Source organism: Pseudomonas sp. Irchel s3f7 (genome assembly GCF_900187615.1).
GTDB lineage: Bacteria > Pseudomonadota > Gammaproteobacteria > Pseudomonadales > Pseudomonadaceae > Aquipseudomonas.
Genome location: NZ_FYDO01000017.1, coordinates 87,598 through 106,000, shown reverse-complemented (window position 1 = coordinate 106,000; position 18,403 = coordinate 87,598). Strand labels below are relative to the sequence as shown.

The following is an 18,403-nucleotide window of genomic DNA, read 5'->3' as shown; positions in this document are numbered from 1 at the left end:
CGTCCGAGCGACGCTGGTCACTGCGGTGACCTGTGGCGGAATGTACGGTCAGCTGTGGCAGACTGTCCAGCCTCAAATCAAACAAATGTGTCCGAAGGATAGGGTTCGATGGAATTTACCAGTGGCTTCTTGTTGAGCCTGTCGCTGTGTCTGGACATTGGCGTGGCCAATATTGCGATGATCACGCTGGCCATGCAGCGCGGCTATTTTCAAGGCTTTGCGCTGGGGTTGGGGACTTGTGTGGGTGACCTGATCTACGCCGTGCTGGCGCTGGCCGGCATGACGGTGTTGCTGCAGTACGAAACCGTGCGTTGGGTGCTGTGGATCGGTGGTTCGGCGCTGCTGGTGTACTTCGCGGCGAAGATGATCTATTCGGCGATTCACCACGAGGCAGTGCTCGCCCAGACGGCGGAGGTGGGAAACAACTCCCATCGCAAGGAGTTCTTGCGCGGTATTTTTCTCGCCATGTCCTCCCCCAGCGCGATTCTCTGGTTCGCGGCCGTTGGCGGCACGCTGATCGCCCGTTCCGGCGGTGGTGGCCCGCTCAGCTCGGCACTGTTTCTCGGCGGTTTCCTCTGCGCGGGTTTGCTCTGGTCAGCCGGCCTGTGCTTCGCCGCGAGCCACGGCGGCAAGTTGCTGGGCGATAAGTTGTTGCGTTATTCCTATATGGCATCGGCTGCGATCTTCTGCTATTTCGCGATCTACGTGATCCTATCGGGTTACAACGAGTTTGTGGGGGCGGGCGCCGTCGAGCAGTTGCACGCCCTGTAATTGGGCGAATCGGGTTTGGCTTCTATACTCCCAGCCGAACCCATTTTTAGTTCCAGGAGTCGAGTCATGGATGAGCAAACACGCGTTGAGGTGTCCGAGCCACGGTTTGTACATGGACACTTCCTGCTGATTGCAGGGCTTGGCGGCAAATTTACCCAACAAACCGTAAAAGGCATTCCCGAGCTCTGGGAAAAGTTCGTGCCCCACATCGGCCATGTCCCGGGTCAAAAAGGCGAAGTGACCTACGGCGTCTGCTGCAATTTCGACGGCCAGGGCGGCTTTGATTACATCGCCGGGGTCGAGATCAGCAAACTCGACGATTTGCCGGAGACGTACCGCTGGGTCGAGATTCAGCCGCAGCAATACGTGGTGTTCGAGCACAAAGGCTCATTGGACACCTTGGCGCAAACCTTCCAATACATCCATGGCACATGGCTGCCGCAGTCCGGGCGTGAACTGCTCAACGCCCCGGAGTTTGAGCGTTACAGCGAAGACTTCAACCCAAAGCTCAATACCGGCAAGCTGGAAATCTGGCTGCCGCTCAAGGCTTGAGCCCCGCATCGAGAGACGGATCGCTCGATTCGTTTCTCGATGTCACACAGCGGCTGATTTATGATTCACGCCTTTCCCACGCTGACCCCGAGCTGCCATGAACACCGTCATCCGCCACGTCACGTCTGCTGATCTGGACCGTTGCTACGCCATCGAAACCGTTGCCTACGAAGGCGACGAAGCCGCCACCCGCGAGAAAATCGCCACCCGCATCGCCACCTGGCCCGAAGGCTTTATCGTGGCCGAAGTGGACGGCGTTGTAGCCGGTTTCATCAATTCCGGTGCGGCGTTTCAGGTGGAAATGTCGGACGAAGCGTTCAAGGAGCTTATCGGCCACGACCCGGCCGGGCCGAACGTGGTGATCATGTCGGTGGTGGTGCACCCGGATTACCAGGGGCAGGGTTTGGCCAAGCGTTTGATGGGTGAATTCATCGAGCGTATGCGCGGGATGAACAAGGCAACCATCCATTTGATGTGCAAGGAACGGCATATTCCGTTGTATGCCGGGTTTGGTTTTGCCTACATCAAACCGTCAGCATCCGACCATGGCGGCATGGCGTGGCATGAGATGGTTTTGACGCTGTAATCTCCTACGAAGGTTCATCGGCGCGCAATTAAAATAACAACCCCATCCGCCGCTCATAACCGATCCGGCCCTTGTACGCTTCGCCGCTGTCGACAAAACCATACTTGGCATACAGCGCAATCGCCGCAGCGTTATCCGCATCCACCGACAGCTCCAGCCCTTTGATTTCCGGCCAGGCCTGGCGCGCTACCTCGGGCAGTGCTTGCAGGCAGGCCTTGCCGAAGCCTTGGCCCTGAGCGCGTTGATCGACTTGCAGCGCATGCAGGGTCGCGCTGTGTTCATCGGCCCAGGCTGGCAGCACTGGCGGGCGCTTGAGCAGCAGGAACGCCACGGGAACGTCTTCGGCCAGCAAGGCGAACCCCTTGACCCCCGGGCCGGGTTTGGACAACAACGTGTGCAACGCACCGTGGATGTCGCCGGAGAATTTGATCTGTTCCGAATGCACTTCGATGGCCTCGACCTGTTGGCGCTGCAGCGTGTTCAGGCTTTCATAAGGCACGAGTCGGGCTGTCACTGGCGTGTCCTGTTTCCAACGGAAAATGAGTCTCGGATTCTAGCGAGTCTGGCGATATGGATTATTTTTATTTCTTCTGTCGATTCGCCGGATCGCCAGACGACTAAGGGTGTCTTCCAATAAAAACCACGGAGAACCACCATGAACTCGCACACCCAGATCCAGAACCTGATCGAAACCTATCGTCAGGCCATGATGGCCAAGGACGTCGATAAAATCATGACCCTGTATGCCGACGACATCGTCTCCTTCGACGCGGTCAAGGCGTTGCAATTCAAGGGCAAAGAGGCGTATCGCGCGCATTGGGAAGATTGCATGAAAATGTGCCCCGGCCCGCACATTTTCGAGTTCCAGGACATCCGCATCGAGGCGTCCCAGGAGATCGCCTTCGCCCATTGGCTGGCCCATTGCGGCGGCACCAACGACAAGGGCGAAACCCAGGCCTGCTGGATGCGCGGCAGTGCGTGCTATCGCCAGGAAGGCGGGTTGTGGCAGATCGTCCATGAGCACTGGTCGGCGCCGTTCGACATGATGAGCGGCACCGTCCTGTTCGATCTGAAACCCTGATCGATGTTATTTGTCGGGGCGCCGCGCCAAATGGCCAATCCACGCCCATAGTTGATCCGTTCGAATCAGGAGACGTTCATGAAGTATTTATGCCTGGTCTACAGCGATGAGCGCCTGCTGCATTCGCTGCCGGAAAGCCCGAAGGACGAGGAGTGCATGGCCTATGCCGAGTCGATCCAGGGCAGCGGCCGGATGGTCGCCGCCGAAGCGCTGGAGTCGGTGCAGACCGCTACCACGGTGCGTATGCGCAACGGCAAGATGTCGATCACCGATGGCCCATTCGCTGAAACCAAGGAGCAGTTGGCCGGTTTTTACCTGATCGATGCCAAGGACCTCAACGAAGCGATCCAGGTCGCCGGGAACATTCCGGCGGCCCGGGTCGGCAGTGTCGAAGTGCGCCCCGTTCGGCAGTTGAATCCTTAAAATGCCAGGGCTGCCGGTTCAGGCGCAGGTCGAGCGGGTCTACCGCGAAGAGTCGCGGCGCATTCTGGCGACCCTGATTCGTTTGCTGGGTGATTTCGACCTTGCGGAAGAGGCCTTGCACGAGGCGTTTTTCATCGCGGTCGAGCGCTGGCAGCGCGACGGCGTGCCGGCCAATCCCCGCGCCTGGCTGGTCTCCACCGGGCGCTTCAAGGCCATTGATGCCTTGCGCCGACGCGCACGTTTTACCGCGTCGCAACCGTTGCTGGTGGCGCAACTGGAAGCGCTGGAGCAGGCCGACTGGAGTGAAGAAGACGTGGAAGACGATCGACTGCGTTTGATCTTCACCTGCTGTCACCCGGCCCTGGCCTCGGATGCGCAAGTGCCGCTGACGTTGCGGGAAGTCTGCGACCTGACGACAGAAGAAATCGCCCGGGCGTTTCTGTCGGCGCCGGCCACCATTGCCCAGCGCATCGTGCGCGCCAAGGCGAAGATCCGCGACGCGAAAATCCCTTATCAGGTCCCCAGCCTCGCCGAACTGCCCGAGCGCCTCGACAACGTGTTGCGGGTGATTTACCTGGTGTTCAACGAGGGGTATTCGGCGTCTGTCGGCGAGACGTTGATTCGCGAGGATCTGACCCGCGAAGCCATCCGTCTAGGCCGATTGTTGATGGAGTTGCTGCCGGAGCCTGAAGTGATGGGGTTGCTGGCGTTGATGCTACTGCACGAATCGCGGCGGCCGGCCAGAACCTCCGCCAGTGGCGAGCTGATTGTGCTGGACGAACAAGACCGATCGTTATGGAGCGCCGAACTGATTGCCGAAGGCTGCGCGCTGATCGAACGGGCGCTGACCCTTGGGCGTTTTGGGCCGTACTGCCTGCAGGCAGCGATTGCGGCAGTGCATGCCGAAGCATCGACGGCTGAGCAAACCGACTGGCCGCAGATCGTCGGTCTGTATGACGTGCTGCTGCGAGCGGTGCCGTCACCGGTCGTCGAGTTGAACCGGGCGGCGGCTTTGGCGCGGCGTGATGGGCCATTGGCGGGCCTGACGCTGGTCGAGCGGATTCTGGCTCGGGGAGATTTACAGGATTACCACCTGGCGCATTCGGCGCGGGCGGAGTTTTGTCGGCAACTGGGGCGTTTCGACGAGGCGCGGGCGGCGTGGGAGCGGGCGCTGGAGTTGACTCAGCAGGCACCCGAGCGGCGGTTTATCGAAGGGCGGCTCAAGACACTGGAGTGACCTGGCTCAAGCCGCCTCATCGCCGCTAGAGACTGAACCCTCCGTCCAGCGGAATGATGTTGCCAGTCATGTAGGCCCCCGCCGTGCTCGCCAGGCTAATTGCCAGCGCAGCCATTTCCTCCTCTCGACCCCAGCGCTTCATCGGAATCAGCGCCGTATCCTGCGCCAGCGCTTGCTCATCATCGCCGATGTGCTGGGTCATTTTGCTCGGAAAGCGCCCCGGGGCGATGACGTTGACGTTGATGTGCTGGCCGACCAGCTCTCGCGCCAGAATCCGCGACAGTTGATGCAGGGCGGCCTTGCTCGGGCCGTAGGCATAAGCCTGTTCGCCGAAGGATGAAATCCCGGCCACCGAACCAATGTTGATGATCCGCGCCGGGTTGGCTTCGCAACCGGCCTTGCGCATCAATGGCAAGAACTGCTGGATGCAGTTGAATACCGACGTCACGTTGAGCTGCATGACCTTTTCCCAGCCCTTGATCGGGTAACTCTCCAGCGGCGCGCCCCACGTGGTGCCGGCGTTGTTCACCAGAATGTCGAGGTGGGTGATCTGTTCGCCTAAGCGCGTGGCCAACTGCTGCACGCCTTCTTCTGTCGCCAGGTTGGCCGCTATGGCGTGGCAGCGTCCGAGTGCACCGAGTTCATCGGCCGTTTGCTGACAGGCTTCGGCATCACGGGCACAGACGTACACGGTCGCGCCGGCTTCGACATAGGCCTTGGCGATCATTTTGCCGATACCACGAGTGCCGCCGGTCACCAGGGCGGTGCGGCCTTGCAGGGAAAAGTAGGGGTGCATGGCAAGTCCTGAGAGCTGATGGTTATTACACCCTAGCCGTCAGTCGTCGGAAGCGGAGCCACTATTTTTGCGCGGAATGGGGATTCATACAGCCGCCCTTGTCGGCGCCGGCTTGCTGGCGATGGCGTTTTGAGAATTGCCATCGCCAGCAAGCCGGCTCCTACAAGGGATGGGCGATTACTGCGGGCGAACGCGCAGGGTCAGGCCCTTGAGGAAGTTGCGCAGCAACTGATCGCCGCACGGGCGATAGTTGGTGTGGCCGAACTTGCGGAACAGCGCGCTCAACTCAGGCTTGGACACCGGGAATTCGGCTGCCTTGAGGATCGCGTGCATGTCGTCTTCCTTCAGTTCGAAGGCGACGCGCAGCTTCTTCAGGATGATGTTGTTGGTCACCGGGACTTCGATCGGCTGCGGCGGACGGCTTTCGTCCTTGCCGCGCTTGAAGATCACCAGGCCGTCGAGGAAATGCGCCATGACTTCGTCCGGGCAACGTACGAAGCCTTCCTCGTCTTCCTCTTTCTTGTCGAGGTAGGTCAGCAGGTCCGGCAGGGTCACGTCCATGCCGCCTTGCTTGATGATCTCGATGACTTTCTTGTCGCTGATGTCGAGCATGTAGCGCACGCTGCGCAGTACGTCGTTATGAATCATGTGGGCAGTCCTGATATTCAGCTGTGGGCGTCGCGGCCAGGCACGGCGCCGAAATGTGTGGCGGCAAGAGCAGCCTTAGAACTTCTCTTTGCCGGACAGGTAGCGCCATTGTCCCAGCGGCACTTTGCCGATGGACACGCCGCCGATGCGAATGCGGCGGATACCGATGACCTTCAGGCCGACAGCCTGGCAGAGCAGGGCAATGATGCCCGGCTGCGGATTTTTCATGGCGAAGCGCAGACGGTTTTCGTTTTGCCAACTGGCTTTGACCGCCGGCAGCTCCTTGCCCTTGTAGGTCAGGCCGTGGTTCAAGCGGTTGAGGCCGTGAGCCACCATTTCGCCTTCGACTTCGACCACGTACTCCTGCTCGATCTTGTTCGAGTCGGCGGTGAGTTTGCGCAGGATTTTCCAGTCCTGGGTGAACACCAGCAAACCGCTGGCATTGGCCTGCAGGTCGGTGCTGGCGGTCAGGCGCAGGAAGTGGCCCTTGAGTGGACGTTTGCCGTAGCGGTGCTCTTCGCTGAGGGTCTCGGCGCTGATGCTGGCCATGGCGGTGTCTGCGTCCATGCCGGCAGGCACGTTGAGCAGCAGGGTCACCGGTTCCGGTGCAGTGGCCTTGGCCTCCGGGTCCAGTTCGACTTTCTGGTTGTCGACCTTGAACTGCGGTTCGTCGATGACCTCGCCGTCGACGGTGACCCAGCCGCCCTCAATGAACAGCTCAGCCTCCCGACGGGAACAGCCGACGAGTTCGATGAGGCGTTTGGAGAGACGAATCGGGTCAGTCATGTCAGGGCCGTAACAAAAAGGGGGTGGGCATTGTACCTGCCTGGCGCCGGTTAATCCCGGTTCCATTTGCACCGTAGAGTTTTTTGTAGGTGCGTGTCAGCCATTGCGCGTCAATAGTTGCGGCTGGCGCATACGCATGTGCAACAACGGATACGGCTGGCCCATGCCATCGACTTCAGAGCGACCGATGACCTCGAAGCCCTGTTTGAAGTAAAAACCGAGGGCTTGGGGGTTCTGTTCGTTGACGTCCAGTTCATCGGCGTTGAGGTTTTCCAGGGCATAGCGCAACAAGCGCTTGCCAAGGCCCTGGCCGCGATACGCCGGGTCGATGAAGAGCATTTCGATCTTGCCCGCCGCAACCCCGGCAAACCCGGTGATGCGTTGGCTCGAATCTTTGGTGCAGATCAACATCACCGAATCGAGGTAATGGGTCAGCACCAGGTCTTTCAGCAGCTTGATGTAGCTGTCTGGCAGGAAGTCGTGGGTGGCGCGCACCGAAGCCTCCCAGACCCGGGTCAGTTCTTCGTAATCGCTTTGTTTCGGCGTGTGGATGACCGAATGCTGGCGCATGCCTGTCTGCCCTTTATGCGTGAGTGATGAGAGTCCTTTCCACCTCAAACGATAGCCGTAAAAAAGCCCCGCATCTCGTCAATAGAGCGGGGCTTTTCGTGTTTTTTTCGTTTAGATCTGTTCAGCCCACAGATCGTACTCGTCGGCGTCGGTCACCTTGCACCAGACTTTGTCGCCTGGCTTGAGGTTGCTGCCGTTGTCGATGAACACGTTACCGTCGATTTCCGGGGCATCGAAGAAGCAGCGGCCAACGGCGCCTTGCTCGTCGACTTCATCGACCAGCACTTCGATCTCACGGCCGATGCGCATTTGCAGGCGCGCCGAGCTGATGGCTTGCTGGTGCGCCATGAAGCGGTCCCAACGGTCCTGCTTGACGTCATCCGGGACGACTTCCAGGTCCAGATCATTGGCCGGAGCGCCTTCTACCGGCGAGTACTGGAAGCAGCCAACGCGGTCGAGTTGCGCTTCGGTCAGCCAGTTCAGCAGGTACTGGAAGTCTTCTTCGGTTTCGCCGGGGAAGCCGACGATGAAGGTCGAACGGATGATCAGGTCCGGGCAGATCTCGCGCCAGTTCTTGATGCGCGCCAGGGTCTTGTCTTCGAAGGCCGGGCGCTTCATCGACTTCAGCACTTTCGGGCTGGCGTGCTGGAACGGGATGTCCAGGTACGGCAGGATCTTGCCGGCGGCCATCAGCGGGATCAGCTCGTCAACGTGCGGGTATGGGTAAACGTAGTGCAGACGAACCCAGACGCCGAGGGTGCTCAAGGCTTCGCAGAGTTCGGTCATGCGGGTCTTCACCGGCGCGCCGTTCCAGAAACCGGTGCGGTATTTCACGTCGACGCCGTAGGCGCTGGTGTCTTGCGAAATCACCAGCAACTCTTTGACGCCGGACTTGACCAGGCGCTGGGCCTCGTCGAGTACGTCACCGACCGGACGGCTGACCAGTTTGCCGCGCATCGACGGGATGATGCAGAAGCTGCAGCTGTGGTTGCAGCCTTCGGAAATCTTCAGGTAGGCGTAGTGGCGCGGGGTCAGTTTGATCCCTTGTGGCGGCACCAGGTCGATCAACGGGTTGTGATCCTTACGCGGCGGCACGACTTCGTGCACGGCATTGACCACTTGCTCGTACTGCTGCGGACCGGTCACGGCCAGCACGCTCGGGTGTACGTTGCGAATGTTGCCTTCTTCGACGCCCATGCAGCCGGTCACGATGACCTTGCCGTTTTCCTTGATGGCTTCGCCGATCACTTCCAGGGACTCGGCCTTGGCCGAATCGATGAAACCGCAGGTGTTGACCACCACGACGTCGGCGTCCTGATAGGTGGACACCACGTCATAACCTTCCATGCGCAGCTGGGTCAGGATGCGCTCGGAGTCGACCAGTGCTTTGGGGCAACCCAGGGATACGAAGCCAACCTTTGGATTGGCCGGCGCAGGAGTGGTGGACATGTCTAACCTCGGTGTTTTGTGACGCCGCTGCCGCGTAGGGCAAACCGACGGACGGGCGCTTGAAGTGCGCCTCTGATCAAAAAGTGCGCAATTCTAGCGATGAGTCGTTCACTTGACCAGCTTTATGCAGGGAAATACGACGAGTGCTGCGCTATGCTTCGCGCCGTTGGCCTTTACTGATTTTTTACTGTCAACAAATCGTCTGTAACGTGAAGTAAAACAGCGCATGCTGCGCGTCAAAGCATAGTGCTTCTTTCAAAGAAGCCCGGGTCTGGGTAGTAGGGGGGGTGGATGGGTCAGGCAAGTAGTCAGGCGGCGGGGGCCGAGCATTCGGCGGCAAAACCGATCGGCATGCTGGTCGCTGCAGTCGGGGTGGTATATGGCGACATCGGCACCAGTCCGTTGTACACCCTCAAGGAAGTGTTTTCCGGCGCCTATGGCGTGCCGGTCAACCATGACGGCGTGTTGGGGATTCTGGCACTGATTTTCTGGTCGCTGATCTGGGTCGTGTCGATCAAGTACATGATGTTTGTGCTGCGTGCCGACAACCAGGGCGAAGGCGGGATCATGGCCTTGACCGCGCTGGCCCGGCGGGCGGCGGCGGGGCATGCCAAATTGCGCGGCTTTCTGGTGGTTTGCGGGCTGATCGGCGCGGCGCTGTTCTATGGCGACAGCATGATCACCCCGGCGATTTCCGTTCTATCGGCGATTGAAGGCCTGGGGCTGGCATTCGATGGCATCGATCATTGGGTGGTGCCGCTGTCATTGGTGGTGCTGGTCGCGCTGTTTCTGATCCAGCGTCACGGCACGGCGCGGATCGGCATTCTGTTCGGGCCGATCATGGTCACCTGGTTTCTGGTGCTGGGCGCACTGGGCGTCTACGGCATCATTCAGCACCCGGAAGTGTTGCAAGCGATGAACCCGGTGTGGGGCGTGCGCTTCTTCATCGTGCATCCTGGCATGGGCGTGGCGATTCTCGGTGCCGTGGTGCTGGCATTGACCGGTGCCGAAGCGCTGTACGCGGACATGGGCCACTTCGGCCGCAAACCGATTGCCCGTGCGTGGTTCATCCTCGTGCTGCCGGCGCTGGTGCTGAACTATTTCGGTCAGGGTGCCTTGCTGCTCGGTGATCCGGAAGCGGCCCGCAACCCGTTCTATCTGCTGGCGCCAAGCTGGGCGTTGATCCCGCTGGTGGGGCTGTCGACCCTGGCGACGGTCATTGCCTCGCAAGCCGTCATTTCCGGTGCGTTCTCCCTGACCCGTCAGGCGATCCAGCTCGGTTACATTCCGCGGATGCACATCCAGCACACCTCAAGCGCCGAACAGGGCCAGATCTACATCGGTGCGGTGAACTGGGCGCTGATGGTCGGCGTGGTCCTGCTGGTGCTGGGCTTTGAATCCTCTGGCGCCCTGGCTTCGGCTTATGGCGTAGCCGTGACCGGGACCATGCTGATGACCAGCATTCTGGTGTCGGCAGTGATTCTGCTGCTGTGGAAGTGGCCGCCAGTTCTGGTGGTGCCGGTTCTGTTGGGCTTCGTGTTGGTCGACGGTTTGTACTTCGCCGCCAATGTGCCGAAAATCGTTCAGGGCGGTGCGTTCCCGGTGATCGCCGGTCTCGCGCTGTTCGTGCTGATGACCACCTGGAAGCGTGGCAAGCAGTTGCTGGTCGACCGGATTGATGAAGGTGGATTGCCGCTGCCGATTTTCATCAGCAGTATCGCCGTACAACCGCCACACCGTGTTCAGGGCACTGCCGTGTTCCTGACGGCGCGACCGGATGCCGTGCCCCATGCGCTGTTGCACAACCTGTTGCACAACCAGGTGCTGCACGAGCAAGTGGTGTTACTGACGGTGGTGTACGAAGACATCCCGCGGGTGCCACCGACCCGGCGCTTCAAGGTCGATTCCTACGGTGAAGGCTTCTTCCGGGTCATCCTGCACTTCGGTTTCACCGACGAGCCGGACGTACCGAAAGCGCTGAAGCTGTGTCATCTCGATGAGCTGGACTTCAGCCCGATGCGCACCACGTATTTCCTCAGCCGCGAAACGGTCATCGCCTCCAAGCTCGAAGGCATGTCCCGCTGGCGCGAGGCGCTGTTTGCGTTCATGTTGCAAAACGCCAACGGCAACCTGCGCTTCTTCAATCTGCCGCTGAACCGGGTGATTGAGCTGGGGACGCAGGTGGAGATGTAAGCCCCAGCAAAAAGCCCCCGTTGCCATGAAGGCAGCGGGGGCTTTTTTGTGTTCAATGATCGCAGCCTTCGGCAGCTCCTGCGGGGCGTACGCCGCGTCATGTAGGAGCTGCCGAAGGCTGCGATCTTTTGGGAGGCTCTATCAGATCACTCTTGAGCGCTCGCTTCGGCTTCCTTCGCCTGACGCTTCACGATCACATCCACCAAACGCTGTGCCAGCGCGGGGTAGTTCTCGTCGAAGTGGTGACCGCCCGGCAACTTGATGACTTCGCCCACGACGCTCTTGTCGGTGCAGCCACTTTCGTCGACTTCTTCTTCACCGTAGATGCACACCACTTTAGCGGCTGGCAGCTTGGCCATTTCCGGGCCGGTGGCGGCTTCTTTGCCAGCGTTGCCGAGCCAGCCTTCGACTTCGATTTCGAAGCTGCCGGTGCGGGCGAAGGCCAGCAGGATAATGGCATCGACGCGCTGTTGCTCGGAAGCTTCCAGACGGTTGTAGATCGCCGGCAGGACATCGGCGCCAAACGAATAGCCGGTCAGGATGAAGCGCTTGGTGCCCCATTTCTGGCGGTAGTGCTGCATCAGTTCGGCCAGGTCCAGCGCGCTTTGCTCAGGGCTCTTGTGCTGCCAGTAGTAGCGCAGGGTGTCGATGCCGACTACCGGATAGCCGATCTTCGCCATTTCTCCCGCCACGTCGCGGTCGAGGTCGCGCCAGCCGCCGTCACCGGACAGGAACAGGGTCACGGTGTCCTTGGCCTGGCCTGCCGGTACTTCGACCACCGGGATCTGCAGGCCGCCAGCGGCTTTGTCGCCGCCGACGAGGATCTTGCGCAGTTCGTTGTTCAGCACTTGCGGCAGGTTGATGTCGTAGTCGCTGATGCTGGTTTCGGCGTTGGGCTGGTCACGTACGAAGCCGGCACTGGTGTCGTCCGGGTTGTCGTTCCACGCCACCAGCCAATGGCCGTGGGCGGCGCTTTTCGGCAACAGGTGAGTGCATCCACCGGGTCTTTCCAGGGCCAGGTCTACCGAAATGGCCTGGGCCTTGTCGTTCTTCTGTTCCGACAACCAGCGCCAGGCCAGCACGGCGCCCGGGCCGATACCGCTGACCAGCGTGGCGGGGCCTTTCAGTTCACGCAGGCCCGCTTGCAAGGCGCGACTTTGCAGCAAACATTCCTTGGGCAGGATCACCTGGACGATTTGCGCCGAAGCGCTGCGGCTCAGGGTGGTCAGTTGCTTGTCGTTAAGCTTCTGGTCGTCGTTGACCACCACCAGCACCTGAGCCTTCGGCGTCGTGCCGGGGGTGACGCGGGTCATGGCGGCGCCATCGGCCGGTGTGAGCTGTTCCAGGGTCGGTTCCGGTGCCGGGCGTTTGAGGTACCAGAAACCGCCACCGAGAATCACGGCCAACACAATCAGTACGGCCAGGATGTACTTCAGGGAGCGTTGAATCATCAGCGTTTCACCAATCCAGTCAAGCCGCCCGCGATCAGGGCGGCAGTATCGGCCAGGGCGACCAGCGGATCGAGTCCGGCGGGCACGGCCATATAACGGGGTTCCCAGTCAGGCTGGAACTTGTCTTTGAAGCGGCGCAAACCTTGGAAGTTGTACAGCTGCTCACCACGGCGGAATACCATCGAGCCCAGGCGCTGGGTCAACGGTGCACCGCGACGGGGTTGCAGCCCCGACAACGGCACCATGCCCAGGCTGAAGCGCGCGTATCCATGGTTTTTATAATGTTGAATCAGGCCGACCATCATGAATTCCATGGTCAGCTTCGGGGCCTCCGGGTGTGCGCGCATCAGGTCGAGGCTGGCCAGGTCGTGGCTGTAGGTCTCGAGCAGGTTGGCGAACGCCACCGGGCGTCCTTCGAAACGAATCACCGCGATGCGGAAATGCTTGAGGTAGTCATCGCTGAAGCGGCCCAGCGAAAAACCTTTTTCGCGGACATTCTTGCCGGTCAGCCAGGCATCGGAAATTACCCTGAGCTCTTCCATCGGCGCCTGGCCCGGTTCATGGATTTCCAGCGACAGGCCGTCACGGGTGCCGCGGTTCCAGGTGTAGCGCAGGTCCTTCATCTCTTTGCCCTTGGCTTCGAGATCAAAACGCTGGAGGTCGACCCGGGCTTCTTCGCCAAGCTTGATCGCGGTCAGGCCGATGTCCATGTAATACGGCAGGTTCTCTGCACGCACTTGATAGAACACAGGGCGGGCGTGGTGGAGATCGCACAGGTCGCGGAACTGCCAGATCATTTCGGCCCGTTGCTGACCCGGCCCGATCGGGTCATACAGCGCCACCAGGCTGCGGCCACGGCGGGCGTACATCAGGAACGCCTCGTCGTTAGGGTGAAACAGCAACGCCTTGTCACCGGTCAATGCGAGGCCACCATCCGGTTGCGCGGAGGCCATGAGGATCTTGCTCGCTCGCTCCAGCTCTTCAGGTGTCGGCAGATGGATCACCGGGCGCGCGGTACGCAGCAGCCAGGTCAGGGACACCACCACCAGCAGCACTGCCGCGCCGAGCAACGAGCGCAAGCCGCGCGGGGCATCGGCGTCGAGGGTGAACTGCCACCACAGCTGATGGCTGTAGGGGACGTCCTGGTAGGCAAACAACAGCAACCACATCGAGGCGCCGAGCACGCACAGGCTGGCCACCAGATACAACGGCGAGAAGGGCAGTTCGGTCAGGCGGCTCGGGCGATAGAACGAACGCCGGAAAACGCCCAGCAGGCTCGCCGTCAGCACCATCAGGCTGGCTTCCTCCCAGTCAAAACCTTTGAGCAGCGAGAGCAGGGCGCCTACCAGCAACAGAATGGTGGTCAGCATCCACGCAGCCGAGAGGCGACGGCGCAAGCCTTGGGCCAGCAGCAGGCACAGCACGCCGATCAGGCTGGCGCCAAAGTGCGAGGCATCGACCAGGCGATGAGGGATCAGAAAGCCGATGTGTTCCAGGCGCGTGTCGATTTCCGGGGTGGCCCCGGAGAACAGCAGTACCACGCCGGACAGGAACACCAGTACCGCCAGGATCGGTGCAGCCAGGCCAGAAGCTGCACGCAGGGTCTGGCGCGTCTGGAACAGGCGTTGGCCTTCGTTGATCAACAGCAGCAAGCAAGCCACCAGCAGCGGCAGCACGACATAGATCAAGCGATAGAGCAGCAGGGCCGCGGCCAGTGGTGCGGCGCCGAGGGTGTCGGAGAAAGCGGCCAGCAGGATCGCCTCGAACACGCCGACGCCACCCGGCACATGGCTGAGCACGCCGGCGGCCAGGGCCAGCAAGTACACCAGCAGGAAGGCGCCGAACGGTGGCGCTTCGGGCAACAAGAGATACAGCACGGTCGCGGCGGCGGCGACGTCCAGGGCGGTGATGATCAATTGCAGGAAGGTCAGGCGCCGCCCCGGCAGGCGCAACGTGCGGCGTCCGATCTTCACCAGCAGATTGTCCGGCACAGGCTGTTCCGGAAGGCGACGGCGGTAGATCCCGATCGCCAGGACCGAGAACAGCAGCAGAACGGCCACCGCAATGGCGCCCAGCAAGGTCGCGGAGAGTCCCAGGGCGGCAGAAGCCGCAGGCAGGTTGCTCAGGGTTGCCAGCGCGGCCAGCGGGGGCAGGGCGCAACCCAGCGAGAGGCTGGCAAACAATGTCATGCGGGCGACTTCGGCCGCTCCCACACCATCGCGGGCATATAAGCGGTAGCGAACCGAACCGCCCGACAGCATCGAAAGACCGATGGCGTTGCCGATGGCAAATGCCGTGAAGCCGCCCAGCGCCATGGTGCGCGGTGCCAGGCTCACGCCGGCATACCGACTGGCGGACCACTCGTAACCCAGCAGAATGATGAAACCTGCCACGGTTGCGGCCAAAGCGCCGAGCAAGGCCGGTTGCGGCACTTCGAGGATCGAGTCGTGCAGGGCGTCGAGGTCGAGTTCGCTCAACAGGTGGCGACAGGCAATCAGCGCGATCGTGAACAGCAACAACGTGACCGCCAGACCGATGGGTTGGCGGTATTTGCTGATCCGGTCAAGCAGGCGCAGGCGCTCGGCCTTGATCGGTTGTGTTGCTGTGACAGTGTCTTTTGGGTCAGACGAGTTGGCGAGCATCAATCACCTCTTGGATTGTGCGCGACAGGATGGAGGTATCCAGCCAAGTTACCAATCCCTGTAGAAAAAATAATCTCAAATACGGGCGTCCATCATCGGATGCCGGGGGGGCGATTCATTATCAGAAGTAGAGGTTTTCAGCCTGCGAGTGAGCATAGCCTGAACTCGGCGCGTTGGGCGACCCTAACGGCTCGCTACACAGTGACAGATCATTGTTGCGAAAGGACTTTTTCAGCAGATACAAAAAAGGCCACTCTTTCGAGTAGCCTTCTTTGATGTTTGGTTGCGGGAGCCGGATTTGAACCGACGACCTTCGGGTTATGAGCCCGACGAGCTACCAGACTGCTCCATCCCGCGTCTGTGTGGCGGCATTCTATAGAGAAACGCCGGGGTGTCAACCGTTAATACCGAGTTGGGTCAAATAAACGTAAAACAGCGGTAAACGGTCGCAGGGTTGGCTTAAGTTTTGGAATCTGAAGGATTTCTCATTTCTGAATGGCCGGGGCGTCTGCCTTCATTTGTAGGAGCCCGGCTTGCCGGCGAAGGCGTTATTGAATGTCGCATCAACAGGAAGACTTGCTTCGCTGGCAAGCGAGCTCCTAGAGGAAAAGACGTCGGGAGTCTGGCGGTGGAGCAAAGGCCACCTTCGCTGGCGTCTAGCAGGAAATACGCGCGCACAAAAAAGGCCACTCTTTCGAGTAGCCTTTTTTGATGTTTGGTTGCGGGAGCCGGATTTGAACCGACGACCTTCGGGTTATGAGCCCGACGAGCTACCAGACTGCTCCATCCCGCGTCTGTGTGGCTCATTCTATAGAGATGCGCTCGGGTGTCAACCTTCAATTCTGATAAAACCTGTTCATCTTCAATCGCTTAGGTCGTTTTGTGGGTGATTGAAAGGGCTGAGAGTGAGGCAGGGCAAGGGCTGTGGCTCTATTGTGGTGAGCTTTCTGATTGAAAAAATAAATTCATCAGCGTGTTTTCCTACAAGGGGAAAAGAACATTCAGACTACTGGTGCTATATACAGGGGTCAGTGAGATACTGTTTATCCGACACACCATGACCCCTTTTTCTGCCATGAACACTGCTTCGACATGACCCAGCGAAAGATCATTCACGTCGATTGCGACTGCTTCTATGCCGCCATCGAAATGCGCGACGATCCACAGTTGGCGGGTAAGCCACTGGCGGTGGGCGGCTCGGCGGATCGCCGTGGGGTCATTGCTACCTGCAATTATGAGGCGCGAGCCTATGGTGTGCGTTCGGCCATGTCTTCGGGGCATGCCCTTAAACTGTGCCCGGACCTGACCATCGTCAAGCCGCGCATGGAGGCCTATCGGGAAGCCTCGAAGGAAATTCATACGATCTTTCGCGATTACACCGACATCATCGAACCCCTTTCCCTTGATGAAGCGTATCTCGACGTGTCGGACAGCGCGCATTTCGCGGGTAGTGCGACACGTATCGCCCAGGACATCCGGCGCCGCGTTTCCAATCAGTTGCACATCACCGTGTCTGCCGGGGTGGCGCCGAACAAGTTTCTCGCCAAGATCGCCAGTGACTGGAAAAAGCCCAACGGTTTATTCGTGATCACGCCGGATCAGGTCGAAGAATTTGTCAGTGGTTTGCCGGTGAGCAAGCTTCACGGTGTTGGCAAAGTCACGGCTGACAAGCTTGGCAAGCTCGGGATCGCCGATTGCTCGCAGTTGCGCGAGTGGGACAAATTGGCGCTGGTGCGCGAATTTGGCAGTTTTGGTGAGCGACTCTGGAGTCTGGCCCGCGGGATTGATGACCGGGTAGTGCATAACGACAGCCGTCGTCAGTCGGTCAGTGTCGAAAACACCTACGACGCGGATCTGCCGGATCTGAAAAGTTGCCTGGATAAATTGCCTGAGTTGCTGGACACCCTGGCAGGTCGCATGGCGCGAATCGACAGCAGCTATCGGCCGGGCAAGCCTTTCGTCAAAGTGAAATTCCACGACTTTACCCAGACCACGCTTGAACAGGCCGGGGCAGGGCGGGATCTGGGGAGTTATCAGCTGATGCTGACCCAGGCGTTCAATCGCGGCGGTAAACCGGTGCGGTTGTTGGGCGTTGGGGTGCGACTGGAGGATTTGCGGGGTGGGTTCGAGCAGATGGAGTTGTTTGAGCGTTAAGTCATGTAAAGCAAAAGATCGCCGCCTGCGGCAGCTCCTACAGGGAAATGCATTCCGATGTAGGAGCAGCCGAAGGCTGTGATCTTTTTTTGGCTTTAATTCGGTCGGGGTGTTGCCACCAGACGCTTGCCATCCTTGGCCAAGGACTTCAGGAACTCATCCTGCAACTCCGGATCATTGCGCGTCAGTTCGATCAGGCTCTGTTCCAGTTCGCTGGCTTCTTCTTCAAGACCCAGTTCCGACAGCCGCTTGACCCGATGTACCCACTGGTTCACTTCGTCGCCTTCAAGGTCGTCATAAATCAACCCGTGGGCTTCGAACAGTTTGCTGCGCAAGGTGCTGCTGACGGCCAGGGACGAGTCGGTGTGCACGTCGTCCTGGGCATCTTCGACCTTGATCAGCAGTCGGCTCAGATGATTGATGTCATGTTCGGCAAACGGGCTGTCCAGCAAGTTCAGGCGCAACACGCCGTTCTTGTCGGTGCTCAGTTCGAACGTTTGCTTGCCGGCCTTGACCTCGACCGGGCGTTCGCTCCAGGGCAGGCTTGAGTATTCCGTGCGCTTGTCGCGCTGAACCTCGTCGATGCCGGCCAGGTTTTGCTGCGCGCGGCCGTGAGACTGCACGTTCATGAACGGGTTGAGACCGGCGAAACCATAGCTGAGCCAGTCCTTGGTCACGCTGTCCGGCAGATTGCCGAGGGTGAACACATTGACCACGTTGGCACCGACACCCGCCACCACCGCCACCGCGCCCAGCGGGATTTCGTAAACCTCCCGCCAGGGTTGGTACGGTGTATAGCGATCGTAATGGCGCGTGACTTCGAACTCGGTGACTTCGAAGGTCTTCTGCTCGTGGATCTTCACCCGCCGTTGCGGCAGCTCAAGCACCTTGGGCTCACCAACATCGATCTGCAGGCTGTGATCGAGCAATTTGCGCTCGACACGTTCCTCGTGCTCGCTGCGTTGTGACATGTGGTTGGCACAGCCGCTGACCAGCAGGGCGCCGCACAAGGCGGCGCCACCGAGGCCTAAGGTGTTTCGCTTGAACATGACGTCTCTATCTGG

At 60.0% G+C, this 18,403-nt stretch carries 17 protein-coding genes and 2 tRNA genes; 8 read left to right on the top strand and 11 right to left on the bottom strand.

The window, feature by feature from the left end; translation table 11 throughout:
- Positions 1-108 precede the first annotated feature (108 nt).
- The 3 genes from CKW19_RS16420 to CKW19_RS16410 all read left to right on the top strand — a co-directional run bounded on the left by CKW19_RS16420 (position 109) and on the right by CKW19_RS16410 (position 1,909).
- Positions 109-771, top strand: a complete 663-nt coding sequence (locus tag CKW19_RS16420) for a LysE family translocator (protein WP_095058788.1) — start codon at positions 109-111, stop codon at positions 769-771.
- A gap of 66 nt (positions 772-837) precedes the next feature.
- Entirely contained in the window at positions 838-1,323 is a 486-nt protein-coding gene (locus CKW19_RS16415; RefSeq protein ID WP_095058787.1) for a GyrI-like domain-containing protein, read from the top strand.
- A 97-nt stretch (positions 1,324-1,420) separates the two neighbouring features.
- On the top strand, positions 1,421-1,909 hold the full coding sequence (locus tag CKW19_RS16410) for a GNAT family N-acetyltransferase (RefSeq protein ID WP_095058786.1): 489 nt from the start codon (positions 1,421-1,423) through the stop codon (positions 1,907-1,909).
- 28 nt (positions 1,910-1,937) lie between these two features.
- Here the strand turns inward: CKW19_RS16410 and CKW19_RS16405 are convergent, their stop codons facing one another.
- On the bottom strand, positions 1,938-2,423 hold the full coding sequence (locus CKW19_RS16405; protein WP_095058785.1) for a GNAT family N-acetyltransferase: 486 nt from the start codon (positions 2,421-2,423) through the stop codon (positions 1,938-1,940).
- Positions 2,424-2,564: 141 nt separating this feature from the next.
- On the opposite strand from CKW19_RS16405, the gene CKW19_RS16400 reads away from it, so the two are divergent.
- The 3 genes from CKW19_RS16400 to CKW19_RS16390 all read left to right on the top strand — a co-directional run bounded on the left by CKW19_RS16400 (position 2,565) and on the right by CKW19_RS16390 (position 4,650).
- Entirely contained in the window at positions 2,565-2,990 is a 426-nt protein-coding gene (locus CKW19_RS16400; protein WP_095058784.1) for a nuclear transport factor 2 family protein, read from the top strand.
- 78 nt (positions 2,991-3,068) lie between these two features.
- Complete coding sequence (locus tag CKW19_RS16395) at positions 3,069-3,413, top strand: YciI family protein (RefSeq protein WP_057713581.1); 345 nt, start codon at positions 3,069-3,071, stop codon at positions 3,411-3,413.
- A gap of 1 nt (position 3,414) precedes the next feature.
- Complete coding sequence (locus tag CKW19_RS16390) at positions 3,415-4,650, top strand: RNA polymerase sigma factor (protein ID WP_095058783.1); 1,236 nt, start codon at positions 3,415-3,417, stop codon at positions 4,648-4,650.
- A 25-nt stretch (positions 4,651-4,675) separates the two neighbouring features.
- Here the strand turns inward: CKW19_RS16390 and CKW19_RS16385 are convergent, their stop codons facing one another.
- The 5 genes from CKW19_RS16385 to rimO form a co-directional block, all read right to left on the bottom strand.
- Entirely contained in the window at positions 4,676-5,446 is a 771-nt protein-coding gene (locus CKW19_RS16385; RefSeq protein WP_095058782.1) for an SDR family oxidoreductase, read from the bottom strand.
- Between the two features lie 177 nt (positions 5,447-5,623).
- Positions 5,624-6,094 (bottom strand): DUF1456 family protein, encoded by a 471-nt coding sequence (locus CKW19_RS16380; protein WP_095058781.1) that lies wholly within the window; start codon positions 6,092-6,094, stop codon positions 5,624-5,626.
- A gap of 75 nt (positions 6,095-6,169) precedes the next feature.
- Positions 6,170-6,880, bottom strand: a complete 711-nt coding sequence (locus CKW19_RS16375; protein WP_095058780.1) for an rRNA pseudouridine synthase — start codon at positions 6,878-6,880, stop codon at positions 6,170-6,172.
- A gap of 96 nt (positions 6,881-6,976) precedes the next feature.
- Positions 6,977-7,450 carry a GNAT family N-acetyltransferase gene (locus CKW19_RS16370; protein WP_095058779.1) on the bottom strand — a complete coding sequence of 158 codons (474 nt, stop codon included), beginning with the start codon at positions 7,448-7,450 and terminating at the stop codon, positions 6,977-6,979.
- A 111-nt stretch (positions 7,451-7,561) separates the two neighbouring features.
- Entirely contained in the window at positions 7,562-8,899 is a 1,338-nt protein-coding gene (rimO, locus tag CKW19_RS16365; protein WP_095058778.1) for a 30S ribosomal protein S12 methylthiotransferase RimO, read from the bottom strand.
- 291 nt (positions 8,900-9,190) lie between these two features.
- On the opposite strand from rimO, the gene CKW19_RS16355 reads away from it, so the two are divergent.
- Positions 9,191-11,092 carry a potassium transporter Kup gene (locus CKW19_RS16355; protein WP_095058777.1) on the top strand — a complete coding sequence of 634 codons (1,902 nt, stop codon included), beginning with the start codon at positions 9,191-9,193 and terminating at the stop codon, positions 11,090-11,092.
- 146 nt (positions 11,093-11,238) lie between these two features.
- Here CKW19_RS16355 and CKW19_RS16350 read toward each other — a convergent pair whose 3' ends face one another.
- The 4 genes from CKW19_RS16350 to CKW19_RS16335 form a co-directional block, all read right to left on the bottom strand.
- Positions 11,239-12,543, bottom strand: a complete 1,305-nt coding sequence (locus CKW19_RS16350; protein ID WP_095058776.1) for a virulence factor family protein — start codon at positions 12,541-12,543, stop codon at positions 11,239-11,241.
- Entirely contained in the window at positions 12,543-15,185 is a 2,643-nt protein-coding gene (mprF, locus tag CKW19_RS16345; protein WP_095058775.1) for a bifunctional lysylphosphatidylglycerol flippase/synthetase MprF, read from the bottom strand. The genes CKW19_RS16350 and mprF overlap by 1 nt, the downstream gene beginning before the upstream one ends.
- A 280-nt stretch (positions 15,186-15,465) precedes the next feature.
- Positions 15,466-15,542 (bottom strand) — tRNA-Met (locus CKW19_RS16340).
- Between the two features lie 359 nt (positions 15,543-15,901).
- Positions 15,902-15,978: transfer RNA gene (locus CKW19_RS16335), tRNA-Met, on the bottom strand.
- A gap of 299 nt (positions 15,979-16,277) precedes the next feature.
- Between CKW19_RS16335 and dinB the strand changes: the two genes are divergently transcribed.
- On the top strand, positions 16,278-17,339 hold the full coding sequence (gene dinB / locus CKW19_RS16330; RefSeq protein ID WP_095058774.1) for a DNA polymerase IV: 1,062 nt from the start codon (positions 16,278-16,280) through the stop codon (positions 17,337-17,339).
- 95 nt (positions 17,340-17,434) lie between these two features.
- Here dinB and CKW19_RS16325 read toward each other — a convergent pair whose 3' ends face one another.
- Positions 17,435-18,388 carry a hypothetical protein gene (locus CKW19_RS16325; RefSeq protein WP_095058773.1) on the bottom strand — a complete coding sequence of 318 codons (954 nt, stop codon included), beginning with the start codon at positions 18,386-18,388 and terminating at the stop codon, positions 17,435-17,437.
- Positions 18,389-18,403: the final 15 nt, after the last annotated feature.